The sequence below is a fragment of the Zafaria cholistanensis genome (assembly GCF_008580665.1).
GTDB classification, from domain to species: Bacteria; Actinomycetota; Actinomycetes; order Actinomycetales; family Micrococcaceae; genus Zafaria; species Zafaria cholistanensis.
This window is the reverse complement of the sequence record NZ_BKDJ01000003.1, coordinates 233755-254703: the sequence shown is the minus strand read 5'-3', so window position 1 is coordinate 254703 and position 20949 is coordinate 233755. Positions and strand designations below refer to the sequence as shown.

General features: G+C 69.7%; 18 protein-coding genes. 7 read left to right on the top strand and 11 right to left on the bottom strand.

What is annotated here, in order from left to right; all coding sequences use genetic code 11:
* Positions 1-81: 81 nt before the first annotated feature.
* Complete coding sequence (locus NCCP_RS04995) at positions 82-2220, bottom strand: PhoX family protein (protein ID WP_149956134.1); 2139 nt, start codon at positions 2218-2220, stop codon at positions 82-84.
* Between the two features lie 87 nt (positions 2221-2307).
* Positions 2308-3333: an o-succinylbenzoate synthase gene (locus tag NCCP_RS04990; protein ID WP_149956133.1), complete on the bottom strand. Its 1026-nt coding sequence runs from the start codon at positions 3331-3333 to the stop codon at positions 2308-2310.
* 118 nt (positions 3334-3451) lie between these two features.
* Between NCCP_RS04990 and NCCP_RS04985 the strand changes: the two genes are divergently transcribed.
* Positions 3452-4366 (top strand): phosphatase PAP2 family protein, encoded by a 915-nt coding sequence (locus NCCP_RS04985; RefSeq protein WP_172627299.1) that lies wholly within the window; start codon positions 3452-3454, stop codon positions 4364-4366.
* Between the two features lie 33 nt (positions 4367-4399).
* Here NCCP_RS04985 and NCCP_RS04980 read toward each other — a convergent pair whose 3' ends face one another.
* The 5 genes from NCCP_RS04980 to NCCP_RS04960 all read right to left on the bottom strand — a co-directional run bounded on the left by NCCP_RS04980 (position 4400) and on the right by NCCP_RS04960 (position 9254).
* Complete coding sequence (locus NCCP_RS04980; protein ID WP_149956131.1) at positions 4400-5617, bottom strand: MFS transporter; 1218 nt, start codon at positions 5615-5617, stop codon at positions 4400-4402.
* A 72-nt stretch (positions 5618-5689) separates the two neighbouring features.
* Positions 5690-6502, bottom strand: a complete 813-nt coding sequence (locus tag NCCP_RS04975) for an MBL fold metallo-hydrolase (RefSeq protein WP_225873680.1) — start codon at positions 6500-6502, stop codon at positions 5690-5692.
* A 228-nt stretch (positions 6503-6730) separates the two neighbouring features.
* Positions 6731-6931, bottom strand: coding sequence for a hypothetical protein (locus NCCP_RS04970; protein WP_149956129.1), 201 nt, complete (start codon positions 6929-6931; stop codon positions 6731-6733).
* A 77-nt stretch (positions 6932-7008) separates the two neighbouring features.
* Positions 7009-7767: an amino acid ABC transporter ATP-binding protein gene (locus NCCP_RS04965; protein WP_149956128.1), complete on the bottom strand. Its 759-nt coding sequence runs from the start codon at positions 7765-7767 to the stop codon at positions 7009-7011.
* The gene (locus tag NCCP_RS04960; RefSeq protein ID WP_149956157.1) at positions 7764-9254 is read right to left on the bottom strand and encodes an amino acid ABC transporter substrate-binding protein/permease; all 1491 of its coding nucleotides are present in this window, start codon (positions 9252-9254) and stop codon (positions 7764-7766) included. The genes NCCP_RS04965 and NCCP_RS04960 overlap by 4 nt, the downstream gene beginning before the upstream one ends.
* Positions 9255-9454: 200 nt before the next feature.
* Here NCCP_RS04960 and NCCP_RS04955 point away from each other — a divergent pair, with 200 nt between their 5' ends.
* The 5 genes from NCCP_RS04955 (at position 9455) to NCCP_RS04935 (ending at position 15138) form a co-directional block, all read left to right on the top strand.
* Positions 9455-11617: a S9 family peptidase gene (locus NCCP_RS04955; RefSeq protein ID WP_149956127.1), complete on the top strand. Its 2163-nt coding sequence runs from the start codon at positions 9455-9457 to the stop codon at positions 11615-11617.
* A 193-nt stretch (positions 11618-11810) separates the two neighbouring features.
* A complete protein-coding gene (paaI, locus tag NCCP_RS04950) occupies positions 11811-12284 on the top strand; it encodes a hydroxyphenylacetyl-CoA thioesterase PaaI (protein ID WP_149956126.1) in 474 nt (157 codons plus the stop codon).
* Between the two features lie 52 nt (positions 12285-12336).
* A complete protein-coding gene (paaK, locus tag NCCP_RS04945; RefSeq protein ID WP_149956125.1) occupies positions 12337-13659 on the top strand; it encodes a phenylacetate--CoA ligase PaaK in 1323 nt (440 codons plus the stop codon).
* A gap of 80 nt (positions 13660-13739) precedes the next feature.
* Entirely contained in the window at positions 13740-14363 is a 624-nt protein-coding gene (locus tag NCCP_RS04940; protein WP_149956124.1) for a TetR/AcrR family transcriptional regulator, read from the top strand.
* A gap of 172 nt (positions 14364-14535) precedes the next feature.
* On the top strand, positions 14536-15138 hold the full coding sequence (locus NCCP_RS04935) for an NADPH-dependent FMN reductase (protein WP_149956123.1): 603 nt from the start codon (positions 14536-14538) through the stop codon (positions 15136-15138).
* Positions 15139-15211: 73 nt separating this feature from the next.
* On the opposite strand, the gene paaZ is transcribed toward NCCP_RS04935, so the two are convergent.
* Positions 15212-17344 (bottom strand): phenylacetic acid degradation bifunctional protein PaaZ, encoded by a 2133-nt coding sequence (paaZ, locus tag NCCP_RS04930; RefSeq protein WP_149956122.1) that lies wholly within the window; start codon positions 17342-17344, stop codon positions 15212-15214.
* Positions 17345-17437: 93 nt separating this feature from the next.
* Here paaZ and NCCP_RS04925 point away from each other — a divergent pair, with 93 nt between their 5' ends.
* Complete coding sequence (locus NCCP_RS04925) at positions 17438-17839, top strand: PaaI family thioesterase (protein WP_149956121.1); 402 nt, start codon at positions 17438-17440, stop codon at positions 17837-17839.
* 116 nt (positions 17840-17955) lie between these two features.
* Here NCCP_RS04925 and NCCP_RS04920 read toward each other — a convergent pair whose 3' ends face one another.
* From NCCP_RS04920 to NCCP_RS04910, 3 genes are read right to left on the bottom strand one after another with little or no spacing between them, the layout of a single operon-like run.
* Positions 17956-18822: a 3-hydroxyacyl-CoA dehydrogenase family protein gene (locus NCCP_RS04920; protein ID WP_149956120.1), complete on the bottom strand. Its 867-nt coding sequence runs from the start codon at positions 18820-18822 to the stop codon at positions 17956-17958.
* Positions 18823-18832: 10 nt separating this feature from the next.
* A complete protein-coding gene (locus NCCP_RS04915; protein ID WP_149956119.1) occupies positions 18833-19723 on the bottom strand; it encodes an enoyl-CoA hydratase/isomerase family protein in 891 nt (296 codons plus the stop codon).
* Positions 19723-20949, bottom strand: coding sequence for a thiolase family protein (locus tag NCCP_RS04910; RefSeq protein ID WP_149956118.1), 1227 nt, complete (start codon positions 20947-20949; stop codon positions 19723-19725). Before NCCP_RS04910 ends, NCCP_RS04915 begins: the two co-directional genes overlap by 1 nt.

Here is a 20949-nt window from a genome sequence, read left to right as displayed (position 1 = left end):
CCGCCGTCGTTGTATCCAAGGGGATGTTGCGTCCGGGACCGATGTTGTGTCCGGGCCGGAGCGCGGACCGGGTCAGTACGGCTAGGAGGCGTCCGCCGTGGTGGCCCGGGCGCCGCGCGAGCGGCCCGCCCCGCTGTTGGCCCGGGAGCTGAAGACCTGGACCACGGACGGGCGCGGAGCATAGGCCTGGCCGCGCCTGACCCGGTTCCGGCCCGCGACGTAGTCCGGGAACAGGGAGGTCGGCTCGGCGTAGGTGCCGCCGTCGCCCGGGTGCTGGACGGCCACGAAGACGGAGTCGTCGCGGTCGTGGATGACCGGCCCGCACGTCTCCGCCCCGGCCGGGACGGCCAGGAACTGCTCCACGCGGCCGCGGTCCGGGCCCTCGAGGGTGACCTTGTGCAGGGCGTCGCAGTACCCGATGGTCCCGGGCTGGCCGTCGGTGGAGATCCACAGGTTGCCCTTGGAGTCGAACGCCAGGTTGTCCGGGCAGGCGATGGGCGAGACCTTCTCCGCCGGGTACCCGGAGAAGTACAGCTTCGAGGCCGGGGCCTTGGGGTCACCGCACAGCAGCAGGATGTTCCAGCCGAAGGTCAGCGCGGTGGCGTCGTTGCCGGTCTCGGTGAGCTCGATCACGTGGCCGTCGCGGTTGCTGGTGGCGCTGGTCGTCCCTGCGCGCGGGTTCGCCTCGTCAGCCCCGGCCTTCTTGTTCGCCTTGCCGCGGTCGGTGTTGTTGGTCAGCGCGATGTACAGCTTGCCGGTGGTCGGGTGCGGCTCGACGTCCTCCGGGCGGTCCATCTTGGTGGCGCCGGCCTTGTCCGCGGCGAGGCGGGTGTAGACCAGGACCTCTTCCACGCTCATCCCCGCGACCTTGGACTCGCCGTCGACCACCAGCGGCAGCCAGGTGCCGGTGCCGTCGAAGGCGCCGTCCGCCGGCAGGGTCCCGGAGCCGTCGATCTCCGAGGCCGGCGAGTCGCCGCTGAATTGGGCGACGTACAGGTCCCCGGCGGAGAGCAGCGTCATGTTGTGCTTCTTATTGCCCGGCTTGTACTTGTCCCTGGAGATGAACTTGTACACGTAGTCGAAGCGCTCGTCGTCGCCGGAGTAGGAGACCACGCGGCCGTCCGCGGCGACGCGGACGTTCGCGCCCTCGTGCTTGAAGCGGCCCAGAGCGGTGTGCTTGACCGGGGTCGAGGACGGGTCCTGCGGGTCGACCTCGATGATCCAGCCGAAGCGGTTGACCTCGTTCTCGTAGCCGGCGTTTTGGGCGGAGAAGCGCGGGTCGGTCAGTTCCCAGCCGCGCTCGGTCGGTCCGGCGGAGATGCCGTAGCGGGAGTCTTCGGGGGATCCGGTGGCGGTGCCCTGGAAGTACTGGTTGAAGTTCTCCTCGCCGGAGAGCACGGTGCCCCACGGGGTGGTGCCGCCGGCGCAGTTGTTCAGGGTGCCCAGGACCTTCTTGCCGGTCGGGTCGTCCTTGGTCTTGAGCAGGTCCGAGCCCGCCGCCGGTCCGTCGACGGCGAAGACGGTGGTGGCAGTGATGCGGCGGTTGCGGGCGCCTCCGCGGACATACTCCCACTTGGTGCCGGCCTTCTTGCGGCGCAGTTCCACCACGGAAAGTCCGTGCGCGGCCATGGCGATGCGGCGGGCCTCGTCCACGTGGTCGTCGTCCATCCATGCCGGGTCGAACATGAGGTCCTCGTTGGTGTATTCGTGGTTGGCCACGAGCACGCCCGAACGGGTGCTGCCCTTGTCCGCGAGGATGTTCAGGTAGTCGTTGTTGTACCCGAACTGCCCGGCCTGGGCCCTGGCCGTCTGGTTCTCGATGTCGAAGTCCGGGGTCTTGCGGAAGAGCGGGTCACCCCACCGGATGATCGGCTCCCAGGTGTAGCCGGCCGGGACGGTGACCTCGTCCACGGTGCGCTCCACCGGGGCGATCGCGGTGAAGCGCAGTTTGCCGCCGCCCTGCCCGAATCCGCCGAAATCGGCCGCGGCCTCCGGGGCCTGCGCGACGTCGACGCCGATTGCCACCGCCGCCGCCGCCACGCCGCCCAGGCCCAGGAGCGCGCGGCGGGAGAGCGCCGTGTCCGCGATGTCGCGGAAGTAGTTGTTGGTGGACGTGTTGCACACGTCCTTGGCACAGGCGTTCCCGCACTTGAAATGGCAGGTCGCCGCGGAGCGGTTTCCGCGGGTGTGTCCGAGCATCGGCAGGAAGGTGGGGCTCATTGGAGTCCTTACGCAAGATCTGGGGGTTTCCGAACCGACCTTGACAGGGACAGGCTACGCCGGGCCTACTGGAGGGTTAACAGAAGCCTAAGTTCCCGAAACCAGAAGTTCCCGGCACCGCAGCAGCCGCTCCAGCCACCAGTGTCGCCGGGCCGGATCGGCCGCGTGGCGCTCCAAAAGCTCCGGATCAGCGGCGACCGTGCGCAGGTCCAGCCTCCCGTCGCGGGCCACGTACGGTTCCGCCGCGACGTCGGCGGCAAACAGGGAGACCGTCCCCAGCCCGCAGGCGTACGGGAGCTCGGGCAACGCCGCGGCCAGCGCCGCACCGGTCCTGGTGCCTACGGAGGTGTCCAGGGCGGAGCTGACGACGGCAGGCAGCCCCGCCTCGGCGACGATCCGCAGCGCGCGGCGCACCCCGCCCAGGGGCGGGGCCTTGACCACGATCAGGTCCGCGGCCTCCGCACGCGCCACCGCCAGCGGGTCCGATTCCTTGCGGACGGATTCGTCCGCGGCGATGGGGACCCCGAGCCCACGGCGGGCGAGCTCCGCGCGCAGCCGGCGCAGCCCCCCGATGCCCGCCACCGGCTGTTCGGCATACTGCAGGCCGTACGGGGCCAGCGCCTCCAGCGCCTCCAGCGCTTCGTCCAGGGTCCAGCCCGCGTTCGCGTCGATCCGCAGGGCCGCTCCGGGCAGCAGCCGGCGCACCTCGGCGACGCGGGCGACGTCGTCCGCCAGCGCCTGCCCTGCCTCGGCGACCTTGACCTTGACCGTGTGGGCCGCATCATAGGCGGCCAGCACGCGCCCCACCTGGGAGGCGGGGACCGCCGGCACCGTCGCATTGACGGGCACGTGCGTGCGCACCGGGTCGGGATAGCCCTGCCAGCCGGCCTCCAGCGCACCGCGCAGCCAAGCCGCCGCCTCGGCGTCGCCATATTCGGTGAAGGGGGCGAACTCGGCCCAGCCGGCCGGACCATCCAGCAGCAGGACCTCACGTTCAACGACGCCGCGGAAGCGGACCTTCAGCGGCAGCACCACCACGTGGGCGCGGGCGGCCAGCTCTTCGGCACTGGGGATTTCGGCGTCGGGGAATGCGGCGGGGACGGTCTCGGTCATGGTTCCACAGTAACCATCCCCGCAGTAACCATCCCCGCAGCGACCAGCCGCGCAGGGGCCGCCCCGCAGGGGCGTGCGCACAGCGTTTTCCCACCCCGGTATGGCAGGCTGTACTGCGATGATTCGAACCAAGGCACATCCGCCCCGGCGGGGGGCATCCCACCGGGCCGCCCCGCACCCGGCACTGTGGATCCTCGGCATGCTCTGCGTGGCCGCGGCCTTCGGCGCCGTCTACTGGGGCTTCGTCCTGACCGTCACCGGGCAGCTGGCGGACGAGACCGCACTGCGCGGGGCCGAGGCCTACCTCGGCGCCGACGCCGCACGCCGGCCGGCGCTGGCGTTCCTGGGCTACCTGCCGGAAGCCTCCGCCGTGATCGGGGCGCTGGCGCTTTTGGCGGCGGCGGTGGTGCGGCGCAGCGTGTGGGGCCCGGCCGTGGCGGCGGCGGCATTCGCGGCCTCCGTGCTGAGCGCCCAAGTGCTCAAGCATCTGGTGCTCGAACGGCCGGATAAGGACATTTCCGCGGCGTCGGTGAACTCCTTCCCCTCCGGGCACACGACCTTCGCGGCCGCGGCCATGGTGGCGGTGCTCCTGGTCGCCTCACCCCGCTGGCGGCCGCTGGTGGCAGCGCTGGGCGGGCTGTATGCGGCCGTGGCCGGCATGGCGACCCTGGTGCTCGGCTGGCACCGCCCCGCCGATATCCTCGGCGCCTATCTGGTGGCGGCGTTCTGGGGACTGCTCGGCGGACTGGTGCTCCTGCGCCGGGAACCGTGGTGGAACGTGTGGGACGGGCCCGACGCGCACTGGGCGTCCGCGCGCCTGTGGCAGGCCGTGCTGTGGGTGCCCGGACTGGGGGGCCTCGCCGGGGCCGTCGCCGTGTACCAACTGGCGATCGGGCCCCCGGCGCTCCAGGGAACGGCCGGCCTCCTGGGCTGGCACCTGCTCGCGGCGGTGCTGTTCATCGGCGGTTCCGCGGCCTTCCTCTTCGGCCTCGGATCGGCGTTCTTCGCCCAGCAGACCCGCCGGCGGGACTGAACGGGCACCACGCCCGGCCGTTTCCCGCGGGGGCTACCCGGAGCGCGGGGTGCGCGGGATGAAGTACCCGAAGATGGCGGCCCCGGCGAAGGACAGCGCGGCCACGGTCCAAATGCCCGAGGCCAGGGACACCGCCCCGGTCATTGCCGCCAGCACCACGGGTCCGCCCATGACCCCGGCATCAGAGAGCAGCCTCCACAGGCCCAGGAACTGCGGCCGTCCCTGCCGGGGCGAAAAGTCCGCCCCCAGGGTCATCACGATCCCGGAGCCGATGCCGTTGCCGAACCCCAGCAGCATGGCCACGGCCAGCAGGGTCCAGGCCTGCGCGGTCAACGGCAGCAGCGCCAGGGCGGCCCCCATGACCACCATGGCCGGTACCGCCACCGCGACCCGTCCTTTGCGGTCCATGAGCTTGCCCGCCGGGTAGAAGACCAGCATGTCCACGGCCCCCGACAGGCCGTAGATCACCGAAGCCGTGGGAGCATCGAGTCCCAGCTGCTCGGACCAGAGCGGGATGACCGCCTGCCGGGTGGCACGCACCGCGGAAATCAGCAGCACGCCGAGGCCCAGCGTCGCCAGGATCCGCGCGCGCGAGACCGCGATCGAGCGGATGGTCGGCCGGACGGCGCCGTTCCCGGCGGCCGGGCGCCCCCCTCCGGCCAGGTCCGGGATCCGGAGGCTGACCACCGCCGCGGCGGCCATGGCGGCCATCCCCGTCCAGTACGCACCGGGCAGGCCCAACCACACCATGGCCGCGGCGGAGACGAAGGGACCGATGAACGTTCCGATGCGGGAGACCCCGCCCAGCGTGGACATGGCCCGGGCCCGGAACCGCACGGGAACGGCCTCCGCCAGGTAGCTTTGCCGGGCGAGGTTGAAGACCGCGCCGGCCATGCCGATCATGAGGATGCCCGCGGCGAAGACGCCCAAAGGGGGAACGGCCAGCGCGGGAAGGGCCAGCACGGGAGCGGCCAGGGCCAGTCCCATGCCGCAGGTGGCCCAGGCGGCGGCGCCAATCATCGCCGCGCGCTCGCCGAACCGCGCGGTGAGCACCGAGGCCGGGACGTTGGTGAGCAGTGAGCCGATGCCGATGAGGGTGATGGCCAGGGTCGCGGTGGCGACCGTGGCCCCCAGCCCGCGGGCGCTGAGCGCGATGACGGGCAGGATGGCTCCCGTACCGACCGAATACAGCAGGGACGGTCCGTACACGCTGAACCCAAGGTCCCTGAGTTTGAATTCGCCGCTGGTCACCGGGACATCCTAGTCCCGCCCCCGGTGCGCCTCCCGGCACCATGCCGGTCCCCGGAGGGCGGCCTGGGGCTCCTAGCGGAGCATTGTCCCCCCGCTGCCCGACCCCGTGGCCTTCATGCGCAGGATCAGGTGACGCGACTGCACCGGCCCGTAGGGCAGCACCGGCACGGCCTTGGTGTAGTCCGAGGACTCGTGGATGGCCGTGGTGGTGGTCCTGATCGCCTGGAGCAGCCGGCGGAACTGGGTGCGGACGAAGTCCTGGTCCACCACGTCCCCATGGCCGGGCACGACCACCGTGTAGAGCTCGTCGATCGCGATCAGCTTGCCCAGGACCTTCTGCCACTCGTAGGGGAAGGAGTCCTCGAAGCTGGGGTGCGCACCCTCCTCGACAATGTCCCCGGCGAAGAGCACGTTGCCGGAGCCGACCAGCAGGTCCCCGTCAGTGTGGGCACGGCCCAAGTGGAAAAGGGTGACCTTGTGGCCGCCCAGGTCCAGGTCCACCGGCTGGTCCTCGACCACGCGGTTGGGAAGCTCGATCGCGGTGTCCGGGCCCTCGGCCCCGGCCATGGCGGGCTCGAACTCGCGGACCATCCGGCGTTGGCGCTCGCCGGTCTCCTCCATCATGCGCACGGCGGCGGAGTGGGCCCAGATGTCCTCGACGCCGCGGGCACGGAAGTAGGCGTTGCCGAAGAAGTGGTCGCCGTGGGCGTGTGTGTTCGCCACCACCAGCGGGAGGTCGGTCAGGGCGCGGACGGAGGCGAAGATCTCCGCGGCCTCCGCCGGGCCGGATCCGGTGTCCACCAGCAGCGCGCGCTCGTCGCCGACCACCAACCCCGCATTCAGCGCGAATCCGCCGCTGCGGCGGACCCAGGAGCGCTCCCCCACCTGCGTCCAGCCTGCCTGGTTTTCGTCTGCCCGGTACTCACCAGCCTGGCTTTCGCCTGCCTGGTTGCCGCCTGCGTGGTTTCCATCTGCCTGGGCCGAACTCAACGTCCTCGCCGCCTTTCCCCGGAGCCGGGTCCCATGACCCCGATGTCATGGCCCCTGTGCTCACGGAACGATCCGTATCCCCAGACTACTGGTTGCCGGCGCCCGTCGGACGGAGGCGTGCCCTCAGCCCGCGGCGATCCTGACTTCCCCATAGGGAAGGGTCTCGTCGACCACGGCTTGGAGGTCGTGCAGCCCGGTTCCCCGAACCAGCACGCCGTACCGGTGCTCCGCCACGGACTCCCGGAACACCGGCATCACCGCGTTCCGAAGATGCTGGTCGAGGCCGGCCAAGAACTCTTCATAGGCAAGAGGCAGTGCGTCCATGCCTCCAGCGTAGGACCGGGCGGGTGCCGGGACCAGAGGTCCCGGCACCCGCCCGGTCCAGGGAATACGGAAAGGCCTCAGAGCACCTTGGAGAGGAATTCGCGCAGCCGCGGCTGCCGGGGATTGCCGAACACGTCCTCGGGCGTCCCCTCCTCGCAGACCACGCCGTCGGCCATGAAGATGACCCGGTCGGCAACCTCGCGGGCGAAGCCCATCTCGTGGGTTACCAGCACCATCGTCATGCCGGTACGGGCAAGGTCCTTGATGACCTGCAGCACCTCGCCGACCATCTCAGGGTCCAATGCGCTGGTGGCCTCGTCGAAGAGCATGATCCCGGGATTCATCGCCAGCGCGCGGGCAATGGCCACGCGCTGCTTCTGGCCGCCCGAGAGCGAGGCCGGACGGGCGTCCGCCTTCTCCCGCAGGCCGACCTTCTCCAGCAGGGCCAGGGCCTGGTCGCGCGCCTCGGCCTTGGAAACCTTCTTCAGCTCCATCGGGGCCAGCATGATGTTCTCCGCCACGGTCATGTGCGGGAAGAGGTTGAAGTGCTGGAACACCATCCCGATGTGCCGGCGGACCTCGTTGATGTCCACCTTGGGGTCGGCCAGGTCGAACCCGTCCACGAGCACGTGCCCGGCGGTGATGTCCTCGAGCTTGTTCAGGCAGCGCAGGAAGGTGGACTTGCCGGACCCGGAAGGTCCGATCACGCAGACCACCTCGCCCTCGGACACCACGGCGTCGATGCCCTTGAGGACCTCGCTGCTCCCGAAAGACTTGCGCAGGCCGGTGACAGTGATCTTGGGGCGCCCCTCCGGGCGCGCGATCGACTCGCTCACTTGTTGAACCTCCTGTCGGCGGTATTGGCCAGCCAGGTCAGCGCCATGATGGCCACGAAGTAGATGACGGCCACGATGAACAGCGTCTCGGTAATGCGGAAGTTCCCCGCGTAGATCTGCTGGCCCTGGTAGAGCAGTTCCGCGAACCCGATCGCCAGCAGCAGCGAGCTGTCCTTGAGCATGATGATCAGCTGGTTGATCAGCGAGGGGGTCATGATCTTGAACGCCTGCGGCACCACGACGCGCTGCATGGACTTGCCATAGCCCAGGCCCAGCGAGCGGGCGGCCTCCAGCTGCCCCGGGTCCACGGACTGGATGCCGCCGCGGACGATCTCGGTGATGTAGGCACCGGAGTTCAGCGCCAGGGTCAGGACGCCGGCCACCCAGATGCTGATCGGCTGCCCCGTCAACTGCGGGATGCCGAAGTAGAAGAAGAAAGCCCAGACCAGCAGCGGCGTGCCGCGGAAGACGGCGACGAACACGGTAGCGATGCCGCGCAGGATTTTGCTGGTGGAGACCCTGAAGAACCCGAAGACCAGTCCCAGCACCATGGCCACCGCGAAGGAGATGCCGGTCACCAGCAGCGTGTTGCCCAGGCCCTTCATCAGGGCCGGGAAGGACGAGGTGAGCAGGTCCAGGAACGTCGACGGCGCGGCGGACTGCGGGGCGGCGAGGTACTTGTCCAGGATCCGCTGGTATTCGCCGCTGGCCTTGAGCTGGGCCAGGCCGGTGTTGAAGGCGGCCAGCAATTCCGGGTTCTGGCCCTTGTTCACGGCGAAGCCGTAGGAGCCGCCGGGAACCTTCTCGGTGACCGTCTTCAGGCCGTTGTTCTGCGCGACGCCGTAAGCCAGCACCGGGTAGTCGTCGAACACGGCGACGGCGTTGCCGGACTTCACGGCCTCGTACATGGTGGCGGACTGGTCCAGCGAATTCACGGTGAACCCGTACTGGTCGGCGATCGACTTGGCGTACGCCTCGCCCTCGGACCCGGTCTTGGCCACGACGGTCTTCCCGGCCAGGTCCTGGTACCCGGTGATGGTGGTGTCGTCCTGGTCCACGGCCATCTGCACGCCGGACTCGAAGTAGGGTTCCGAGAAGTCGTAGATTTGGCGGCGCTCGTCGGTGATGGACATCCCGGCGATCACCCCGTCCACCTGGTTGGAGGAGAGCGCCTGCAGGGCCGCGTTGAACCCGAGCGAGCGGATCTCCACCTCGAAGCCCTGGCTCTCGGCAATGGCCCGGATCAGGTCCATGTCGATGCCGGTCAGCTCTCCGGAGGAGTCCCGGAACTCAAACGGCGCGAACGTGGTGTCCGTGCCGATCACGAAGGTCTTGCCGGCCACGCCGGAGTTGTCAGTTTCCTGTGCCTGGGCACCGGTGGCGCCGAGGAGCAGCGCCGCGAAGGCCAGCCAGGCCGCAACCACGACCGCCAGCCTCCGGCGGCCTCGCGCCGCCCGCGTTGGCCCATGCAGTGGGGTGCCGCGCATGGTGGAGTGCTGCACGGTGGGTCCTTTCTTAGAGGGGCCCCGCACCGTTGGCACGGCAGGCGGGACCCGCGAATCCCTTCGACGATAGGGCCCGGCGGGACGTTTTGACAAAACCCCAGAGGCGGGGTTCGGGTGCGCCCGGGGCGAACAACCGGGCGCGGCTGGTGCCGCCCGGAGCCGGGTTTGGGTTGAATGGAACCATGAGCGAACCTGCCTCCCTGCCCCAGCCTCCCGTTGCCAAAAAGGTCCCCACCGAACGCCGCCACCACGGGGACGTGTTCGTTGACGACTACGAATGGCTCCGTGACAAGGAGAACCCCGAGGTCATCGCGCACCTGCAGGCCGAGAACGCCTACACGGAGGCCGTGACCGCGCACCAGCAGCAGCTGCGCGAGGCCATCTTCAACGAGATCAAGGAACGGACCGAGGAAACTGACCTCTCCGTTCCGGCCCGCAAGCGCGGCTGGTGGTACTTCACCCGCACGGCCGAGGGCCAGCAGTACCCGATCCACTGCCGCGTCGCGGCGCGGGACACCGGGGACGCCACCGCGGACTGGACCCCGCCCGTCGTCGAACCCGGAAAGCCCTTCGCGGGCGAACAGGTCCTGCTCGACGGCAACGCCGAGGCCGAGGGGCATCCGTTCTTCTCCATCGGCGGGATGGCCGTCACCGAAGACGGGAACCTGCTGGCCTACGCCGCGGACTACGCCGGCGACGAACGCTTTGTCCTGCGCTTCAAGGACCTGGCCACCGGGGAACTGCGTCCGGACACGATCGAGGGCGTCTTCTACGGGGTGGCATTCTCCCCCGACGGCACCCGCGCCTACTACACCGTGGTGGACGAGACCTGGCGCCCGCACCAGATCAAGTCCCACACGCTGGGAACCGATCCGGCCGCGGACACCGTGCTCTTCCAGGAGGACGACCCCGGGATGTGGACCGGCTTCGACCTGTCCCCGGACCGCACCGAACTGCTGATCAGCGTGGGCAACTCCGAATACAGCGAAACCCACACCCTCGACCTCACCGACGCCGCGGCCCGCCCGCGCCTGCTGCTCTCCCGCGAGGCGCGCATCCTGCACGGAATGGACCCCGTCATCCTCCCCGGGGGGCGCGCCTACCTGGTCACCCACAACCGGGAAGCGGTCAACAACATGGTGTCCCTGGTCCGCACGGAGGAATTTGCCAAGCCGCTGGCCGCCCAGGAGTGGACCACCGTCGTCGCGCACCGCGAAGACGTCAAGGTGGAAGGCACCGCCGTCACCTCCACCCACGTGGTGGTCTCCGTCCGTAAGGACACAACCGAGCGCGTCCAGGTCCTGCCCCTGGCCGGACTGGGCACCCCGGAACAGGCCGAGCCCGTGGAGCCGGTCTTCGGGGAGGAGCTGTACACCTGTGCGCTGGCCAACGCGGAGTTCGATTCCCCGCTGGTCCGGCTTACCTATACTTCCTACCTGGTTCCTCCGCGCGTCTACGACTATGCGCTGGCCGACGGGGCCCTGACCCTGCGCAAGGAGACTCCGGTCAAGGGAGGCTACGACCCGTCCGACTATGTCGCCGAACGCGATTGGGCCACCGCCTCCGACGGCACCGGAATCCCGGTGAGCATCGTGCGCCGGCGCGGCGTCATGGCGGACGGCACCAACCCGGCACTGGTGTATGGCTACGGAAGCTACGAGATCAGCATGGATCCGGGCTTCTCCATCGCCCGGCTGAGCCTGCTGGACCGCGGCGTGGTGTTCGTCGTGGCGCACGTGCGCGGGGGCGGCGAACTCGGCCGCCGCTGGTACGACGACGGCAAGAAGCTCGCCAAGAAAAACAGCTTCACCGATTTCATTGCCGTCACCGAGCACATCGTGGCTACCGGCTGGGCCGACCCCAAGCGGGTGGCTGCCATGGGCGGCTCCGCAGGCGGGCTGCTGATGGGCGCGGTGCTGAACCTGGCGCCGCAGCTGTATGCGGCCGTGGTGGCCCAGGTGCCCTTCGTCGACGCGCTGACCTCCATCCTGGACCCCGACCTGCCGCTGTCCGCCCTGGAGTGGGAGGAGTGGGGGAACCCGATCCAGGATCCGGAGGTGTACTCCTATATGAAGTCCTACTCCCCCTACGACAATGTTGTGGCCGCCCCTTACCCCAAGGTCGCCGCCGTGACCAGCTTCAACGACACCCGCGTGCTCTACGTGGAACCCGCGAAGTGGGTGCAGCGGCTGCGCGAGATGACCACCGGCTCCGCGCCGATCGTCATGAAGATCGAGATGGATGCCGGCCACGGCGGCGCCTCCGGCCGCTACGAGGCCTGGAAGGACCGCGCCTGGGACTACGCCTTCGTGCTCGACGCGCTGGGGGCGGCCGACCGGGTCTGACCGGCAGGCCCGCCTGCACGATCCCGCGCGATCCCCTGCGGCCGCCCCGTCCCCGGACCGGGCGGCCGCAGGTCATGGGGGACCGGAGACCGGGGCGGTCCCGGCCGGGGCCGCGGTTCCGGCCTTCCTTGACTTATGGCCCCAAACAGGATTACCTAATGAACATTCGGTAATTATTGGTGAAGGACATCACATGATCGACGCCACGACGCGCACCCCCGGGCCTTCCGCTCCCGAGCGGGAAGCCGGGACCCGGCCGGCACACCCCATCCTGGTGAACGACTATGCCACCGAGTGGATGGGAATCCAGGTCCAGGAGGTCGGCGACGGCCATGCCACCATCACCATGGAACTGCGCCGCGAAATGCTCAACGGCTTCGGCATCGCCCACGGCGGGATGATCTTCGCGCTCGCGGACACCGCCTTCGCCCTCGCCTGCAATCCGCACACCGGCTCCACGGACACCATCACCGTCGCCGCCGGGGCGGACATCAACTTCCTGCGGCCCGGCATTCCGGGACGCACGCTCACGGCCGCGGCGGAACGGCGGAACCAGTCGGGCCGCACCGGCATCTACGACGTCCAGGTCCTCCAGTCCGTCCCGGACGGCGAGGACGAGGTGATCGCCGAATTCCGCGGCTGTTCCCGCACCCTGCCGAAGCGCTGAGCCCGCCCGGCGCCACAGATCCCCACCCCGCAACAACCACGTAAGGCCCACGATGACTGAGACCCTTGCCCCCAGAATCGAGCTTCCCAACCCGTTGGATCCGGAAGAGACCATGAGCCGGGACGAGTTGGAGGCCCTCCAGCTGGCGCGCCTGCAGCACGTCGTGGCCTACGCGTACGACCGGGTGCCTTTGTACCGGGAGAAGTACGACGCCGCGGGCGTGCACCCGACCGACCTCAAGGAGCTGGCCGACCTGGCCGGGTTCCCCTTCACGGAGAAGGAGGACCTGCGCAAGACCTATCCCTTCGGGATGTTCGCGGTCCCGCAGCACGAGGTCTCCCGCATCCACGCCTCCTCCGGCACCACCGGGCGCCCGACCGTGGTCGGCTACACCCGCCAGGACCTGGACGACTGGGCCAAGCTGGTGGCCCGCAGCCTGCGCATCTCCGGGGTCAAGCCCGGATGGAAGGTCCACAACGCCTACGGCTACGGCCTGTTCACCGGCGGCCTGGGCGCCCATGCCGGCGCCGAGCGCCTGGGCGCGACCGTCATCCCCCTGTCCGGCGGGCAGACGGAGAAGCAGATCCAGATGATCCTGGACTTCGAACCCGACGCGATCCTGGCCACCCCGACCTACCTGCTGACCATCGCCGACGCGATGCAGCGCCAGGGCATCGACCCGCGCTCGACCTCGCTGAAGGTCGCCGTGCTCGGGGCCGAGCCGTGGACCGAGGAGATGCGCCACGAGCTCGAGGAGATGATGGGCATCGATGCCTGCGACATCTACGGCCTCTCCGAGGTCATGGGCCCGGGCGTGGCCGGCGAATCCAACGAAACCAAGGACGGCAGCCACATCTGGGAGGACCACTTCCGCCCCGAGATCCTGGACGCGTTCGACTCCACGAAGGTCCTGGGCGACGGGGAGCACGGCGAGCTGGTCTTCACCTCGCTGACCAAGCAGGCGCTGCCGGTGATCCGCTACCGCACCCACGACCTCACCCGCCTGCTCCCGGGCACCGCCCGCCCGGCGCACCGGCGCATGGGACGGATCACCGGGCGCAGCGATGACATGATCATCCTGCGCGGGGTGAACCTGTTCCCGTCCCAGATCGAGGAGATCGCGCTGAAGGTCCCGGGCCTGTCCCCGCACTTCCAGCTGGAGATCACCCGCCCCAACCGCATGGACGAACTGGCCGTGAAGATCGAACGCCGCGAGGACTGCGACACCGAGCGCGGCCTGGCCGCCGGGACCGAACTGCAAAAGGCCATCAAGATCAACATCGGCTCTTCCTGCCGCATCGACGTCGTCGAGCCCGGCACCCTCGCCCGCTCCTCCGGCAAGCTGCGCCGCATCTACGACCTGCGCAACAAGTAGCGCCGGAAAGGCCGTCCGGGGGCGCGGCGACGGCACCCGATGCCGCCGCCGCGCCCCTGACTTATGGGAGAATCGAGACCATGCCCCAACCTTCAACCGCTTCGCCCGGCGCCAAGCGCGGCCGCCCCGGCTACGACCAGGAGTCCGTGCTCAGCGTCGCCGTCCAGGTCTTCAACAAGCACGGGTATGACGCGACCTCGATGGGGATCCTGGCGGAGAACCTGGGCATCAGCAAGTCCGCCATCTACCACCACGTCGCCTCCAAGAGCGACCTGCTGCGGCTGGCCCTGGACGAGGCCCTGGTACCCCTAGAGGCGATTGCCGAAGACGAGCGGGCCTCCACCGGCAGCGCGGCGCAGCGGCTTGAGTTCGTGTTGCGCTCCACCATCGCGGTGCTGATCGAGCGCCAGCCCTACGTGACCCTGCTGCTGCGCCTGCGCGGCAACACGGAGGTGGAACGCCATGCGCTGGAACGCCGCCGCGCCATGGACCGCAGGGTGTCCGACCTCGTCGTTGCCGCCCAGCAGGAGGGCTCCCTGCGCCCCGACATCGATCCACGCACCACCACCCGCCTGCTCTTCGGCACCATCAACTCGCTCGTCGACTGGTACCGGCCCGAGGGACCCGTGACAGCCAGGCAGGTGGAGGAAAACATCATTGCCATGGTGTTTGGCGGCCTCCAGGCGGGCCAGAGCGCCGCGTAGCAGGAGCGACCGGGGAGCAGCTGCCACCTCCGCCGGCCGCCCGCGGGACCTATGCGGGCAGGGAACACCGTGGTAAACCGGTAGGCGTGTGACCCTTATCCACGCGCGGACGGGAGGATCCCCGGCTTTCCCCGCCCCGTCCGCCCCGTCCCGCCCAGGGAAGGAAGCAGCCGTGCCCAGCTACAGGATCGGATACTTTGTCGGCAGCCTGGCCAGCAACTCCATCAACCGCACCCTCTCCAAGGCGCTGATCAGGCTCGCGCCGGAGGAACTCGAGTTCACCGAGATCCCCATCAGGGACCTCCCCCTCTACAACCCGGACTACGATGCCGATTTCCCCGCCGCGGGCGCGGCCCTGAAATCGGCCATCGAGTCCTCGGACGGCCTCCTGTTCATCTCCCCCGAATACAACCGGTCCGTCCCCGGCGCGCTCAAGAACGCCATCGACTGGGGATCGCGCCCCTGGGGCACAAACTCGTTCGCCCGCAAGCCCACCGGCATCATCGGCGCCTCCCCCGGCGGCATCGGCACCGCGGTCATGCAGTCCTCGATGCGCAGCGTCCTGAGCTTCCTCGACGCACCCCAACTCAACGCACCGGAGGCGTACATCACCTTCAGCCCCGAGGTCTTCGGGGACGACGGTGAGGTCAGAAACGAGTCCACCGAGGCCTTCCTGCGCCACTACATGGACGAATACGCGGCCTTCGTCCAGCGGGTCCTGGCCGCCAACGCACCCGGCCACATCGGGGACGACCACCCCGACTCGCGGAAGTAGCGGCCTGCTCCCGGGCGCGCGGGCGCCGGCGCCCGGGAGCGGGCCGTGCAGGAAACAGTCCGTGCAGGGAGCGCTAGGCCCCGGCCGGCCAGTTCGCGTAGGTGGTGTTTTCCTTCTCGACCAGGGTCAGCACGTCGTAGGTTGCCACGATGTCGCCGTCCTGGTTCTGGATGACCGCATCCCAGCAGACCTCGCCGTAGACGTCGGTCACGCGGGGGGTGATCTTCTTGGCGGTGAGCGTGATGCGGATCGAATCCCCGGCCGGGACCGGGGTGATGAAGCGCAGGTTCTCCAGGCCGTAGTTGGCCAGCACCGGTCCCGGTGCCGGCTCCACGAACAGTCCGGCGGCCCAGGAGACCAGCAGGTAGCCGTGGGCCACGACGCCCGGGAAGAACGGGTTGGCCTCGGCGGCGGCCGCATCCGTGTGGGCGTAGAAGGTGTCGCCGGTCTTGGCGGCGAAGTCCTCGATGTCCTCCCGGGTGACCCGGCGCAGCGGCGAGGCGAAGGCGTCCCCGATCCTCAGTTCGGCCAGCGACTTGCGGAACGGGTGGACCACGCCCGGCTGCCCTCCGAACTCGGGGGCGCCGGCGGTGTTGCGCGCCGCGCCGGTGTGCCACACGCCGGTGATCGCGGTGAGGAGGTTCGGGGAGCCCTGCACGGCGGTGCGCTGCATGTGGTGCTTGACGGCGCGGATGCCGCCCAGCTCTTCGCCGCCGCCGGCGCGGCCCGGGCCGCCGTGGACCAGGTGGGGAACCGGGGAGCCGTGTCCCGTGGAGGTGCGGGCCGTTTCGCGGTTGAGCACGTGCACGCGTCCGTGGTGGCCGGCGATCCCCACGGTCAGGGCGCGGGCGGTGTCGCCGTCGTTGGTGCAGACCGTGGCCACCAGCGAACCGGCGCCCTTGGCGGCCAGCCGGATCGCCTCGGACAGGTCCGTGTAGCCGAGCACGGAGGTGACCGGCCCGAAGGCCTCGCGGCTGTGCACGGCCTCGGCCTCCACGTCGGACCAGGTGAGCACCACCGGGGTCATGAAGGCGCCGTCGGGGACAACGGCCTGTTGGCCGTGGGCGGTGCGCACCTGCGGGGCGTCGAGGGTGCCGTAGGCCAGTTCGCCGCCGGCCGCCAGCATTGCGTCGACGGCGCCGCGCACGTCGCGCAGCTGCTCCAGGGACGCCAGGGCGCCCATGGTGACGCCTTCGGCGCGGGGGTCCCCGACCACGACGCGCTGGGTGATCCGTTCGCCGATGGCGGCGACGACGTCGTCCACCAGCTCCTGGGGCACGATCGTGCGGCGGATCGCGGTGCACTTCTGGCCGGCCTTGACCGTCATCTCGGTGACGACGGCCTTGACGAAGGCCTCGAACTCGGGGGTGCCCGGGACCGCGTCGGGGCCGAGGATTGCGGCGTTGAGCGAATCGGTTTCAACGGTAAGGCGCACCCCGCCCTCAATGACGTTGGGGTGCGTCTTGAGCCGGTTGGCCGTGGAGGCCGAACCGGTGAAGGAGAGCAGGTCGCGGTAGTCCATCACGTCCAGCAGGTTGCGGGCGGAACCCGAGATCAGCTGCAGCGAGCCCTCCGGCAGGAGCCCGGAGTCCACGATCAGGCGGACCACGGCCTCGGTGAGGAAGCCCGTGGGGGTCGCCGGCTTGACAATGGTGGGCACGCCGGCGACGAAGGCGGGGGCGAACTTCTCCAGCATCCCCCAGACGGGGAAGTTGAAGGCATTGATCTGTGCGGCCACGCCCGGGATGCGGGTGTAGATGTGCTCGCCGATGAAGGAGCCGTCCTTGGACAGCGGCTCGGCCGCTCCGTCGACGATGACATCCGAGTTCGGCAGTTCGCGCCGGCCCTTGGAGGAGAAGGTGAAGAGTACGCCGATGCCGCCGTCGACGTCGATCATCGAGTCGATCCTGGTGGCGCCGGTCTTGTAGGACAGCTCGTAGAGTTCCTCGCGGTGCGCGTTCAGGTACTGCGCCAGGTCGCGGAGCTTGAGCGCGCGCTGGTGCAGGGTCAGCCGGCCGAGGCCGGCCTGGCCGACGGTGCGCCCGTAGTCGACGACGCCGGCCAGGTCCAGCCCCGCCGTGCTCACGTGGGCCAGCAGTTCGCCCGTGTTGGCGTCGCGCACCGGGGTGGCGCCCTCGCTGGATTCCGGGGTCCACCAGGCTCCCTGGACGTAGCTGGGAACCAGGGTTGCCGTTTGCGTAGTCATCCTCGGCATTTCCTTCCTGAACGATCGGTCAGTATTATTTCCCACAGTACAGTATGGCGCGGTGCAGCACACGCGAAATTTCGGAGGAACCCCATGGCGGATTCGGCAGTCTGGTCCATCACGCTCGGCGAACTGGACAGGAAGATGGGCGTCAGGATCATCGAAGAGTCCATCGACAAGGTGGTGGCCACCCTGCCCGTGGAGGGTAACCGGCAGTCGTTCGGCCTGCTGCACGGGGGCGCCTCCCTGGCCGTGGGTGAGGCCGTGGGCTCGTGGGCCGCGGTGAAGCACGCGTCCACGATGGGCAAGGTCGCCGTTGGAGTGGACGTGTCCGCGACGCACCACAAGTCGGCGCGCGAGGGCCTGGTGACCATCACCGCCACCCCCATCAGCCTGGGACGGCGCATCACCTCCCACCAGGTGGTGCTGGAGAATGAGGCCGGCGAGCGGCTCTGCACCCTGCGGATCACGAACATGATCATCGACAAGAAGTAGCCCTGTCGGCAAGCGCCGGGCCCGCCGGGGCGTGCACGCGGCTGCGTGCGCGCCGGTGCCCCGTCCCGCGGAAGCTGCGGGACGGGGCACCGGCATATGGGGCGTTCCGGGCCGGCTCAGTGCCAGTCGTAGAAGCCCTTGCCGCTCTTGCGGCCGAGTTCGCCGCGGGCCACCTTGTCCCGCAGGATCTGCGGGGGCTCGAAGCGCGGACCGAGGGTGGAGGCAAGGTACTCGGCGATGCCCAGGCGCACGTCCAGCCCCACGATGTCCGTGGTCTTCAGCGGACCGGTGGGGTGCTTATAGCCCAGGACCATGGCGTTGTCGATGTCCTCGGCGGACGCCACGCCCTCCTCCACCATGCGCATCGCCTCCAGCGCGATCGCCACGCCCAGGCGCGAGGACGCGAAGCCGGGGGCGTCGTTGACGACGACGGCGGTCCTGCCCAGGCCCGCGACCCAGCCGCGCGCGGTCTCCACGAGGTCATGCCGGGTGCGCTGGCCGATAACCACTTCGACCAGGGCCGAAGCCGGAACCGGGTTGAAGAAGTGCAGGCCCAGGAAATCCTCCGGGCGCGCCAGGTGCTCGGCAAGCCGGGAGATGGAGATCGAGGAGGTGTTGGAGGCCAGCACGGCCCCCTCATCCAGCTCGGCCTCGACGGCCTGGAGCGAGGAGACCTTCAGGTCCCAGTCCTCCGGAACCGCCTCCACGACGAGTCCGCGGTCGCCGAAGGAGGAGTAGTCCGTGCTGACCGCCAGGCGCGAGGTGTACATCTCGGCGCTGCCGGCCAGGCCTCGCTCGACCGACGTGCCGACCGCGGTGGTTACCCGTTCGCGGGCAGCCTCGGCCGCGGCCCCGTCACGCTCGACCACCACCACGTCACAGCCGTTGATCAGGAACGCGTGGGCGATGCCGGCGCCCATGCGCCCGCCGCCCAGCACGCCCACGCGGGCGGGAAGGGTGTCTGCCGGGGAGTTTTCCGTCATGGTGCGTCCTTTACTCTGGGTCGGTGGTTCCCGGGGCGGCAGCCCCGTTCGTGGTGGCCGTCGCTGCGGGCTTCTTCCGGTCGGTGTTTTTGCGATCGAGGAACGCCTGCATGCGGTCAAACTTGGCCTGGGACTCGAACAGCATGCCCTGGGCCAGGGTGTCGATCAGCGGATGGACCTCACGCGGGGCGTGGAAGACGGCCTTGGAGATGCGCACGGCCAGCGGATCCTGCGCGGCGATGCGGTCCGCCAGGGCGTGCGCAGCTCCCAGCAGCTCCGGGCCCCCGACGAGTTCGGTGATGAGCCCCACGGACAGGCAGTCCTCACCGGTGAGGATCTTGCCGGCCAGCAGGATCTCCTTGGCCACCGGCTCCCCCACCAGTTCCTTCAGCCGCCAGGTCGCTCCGGCTGCGGCCATGATGCCCAGGCCCGTCTCCGGGTTGCCCATGCGCAGCTGGGGGGTGCCGAGGCGGAAGTCCGCCGCATAGGCCAGCTCCGCGCCTCCCCCCAAGGCGTATCCGTCCAGGGCTGCGATCACCGGCATGGGCAGCTTCGCGACCCGTTCGAACACCCCGGAGTTGATTCCGGCCAGCGCGTCGTCGCGGCGCCGCTCGCGCAGCTGCGCGATGTCGGCCCCCGAGGCGAAAATCCCCGGCCTCCCGGACTGTGGATCTCCGGGAGTGCCGGAGAGGATAAGGATCTTCGGGGTGGCCTCCAGGTACGCGCATACCGCGTGCAGCTCGTCCACCATCGTCTGGTCGATCGCGTTCTTCACCTCGGGCCGGTGCAGCCGCACCGCCAGCCGGTCCCGGCGCTCTTCCACCAGCAGCGTCGCGAATGCCGCGGCATCCAGCCGCGGTTCCCCCTCCAGCCGCGCGGCTGCGTCCTGCGTTCCAGCCATCAGACGCCTTCCACCAGCAGCGCGGTGCCCTGGCCGACGCCGACGCACATGGTCGCGAGTCCAAGCTTGCGTCCCCCGCCGGAGAGTTCGCGCTCCATGCGCCCCAGCAGCGTGATTGCAATGCGGGAACCGGAGGAGCCCAGCGGATGGCCCAGCGCGATGGCGCCGCCGTCGTTGTTCACGATCTCCTGGTCCAGGCCCAACTGGCGCATGACGGCCAGCGACTGGGAGGCGAACGCCTCGTTCAGCTCAACGGCGCCCAGGTCCCCGATACCCAGGCCCTGGCGCTCCAGGATCTTGCGGGTTGCCGGGACCGGGCCGATGCCCATGATCTCTTGGGCCACCCCCGCCGAGGCCCCGTCAAGGATGCGGGCCCGGGCGGCGAGCCCGTACTTTTCCACGGCGCGCTCGGAGGCGACGATGATTGCCGAGGCCCCGTCGTTCAGCGTGGAGGAGTTGCCGGCGGTGACCACGGAGCCGCCATTGACCACCGGGCGCAGGCCGGCGAGCACCTCGGCGGTGGTCCCGGCGCGCGGGCCCTCGTCGGTGTCCACGACCGTTTCGGCGCCCTTGCGGCCCCTGACGGTCACCGGAACGATCTCCTCCTTGAAGCGTCCGGCCGCGATGGCGGCCAGTGCGCGCTCGTGGGAGCGTACCGCGAAGGCATCGCAGTCCTCGCGGGAGGTGTTGAACATGCGCGCGACCTCTTCGGCGGTCTCCGGCATGGAGTAGGTGGCCTTGCCGTCCCGGGAGAGGCGGCCGGAGACGAAGGACGGGTTCGGGAAGCGCCAGCCGATGGAGGTGTCGTAGCTGGCGCCAGGCTTGGCGAACGCCGTCGTCGGCTTTTCCATGACCCACGGGGCGCGGGACATGGACTCGACGCCGCCGGCAACGACGATGTCCGCCGCGCCGGCCTTGATCATGTGGGAGGCCATGATGATGGCGCTCATCCCGGAGGCGCAGAGGCGGTTGACGGTGATGCCGGGAACGGTGTCGGGGAAGCCGGCGAGCAGCCAGGCCATGCGGGCCACGTTGCGGTTCTCCTCCCCCGCGCCGTTGGCGTTGCCGAAGATGACCTCATCCACCAGCACCGGGTCGAGGCCGGCACGCTCCACCGCCTCCTTCACCGTCAGCGCCGCCAGGTCGTCGGGGCGGACGGCGCTGAGTGATCCTCCGTAGCGGCCTACCGGGGTGCGGGCGCCGCCCACGAGGAATGCCTCGGCCAT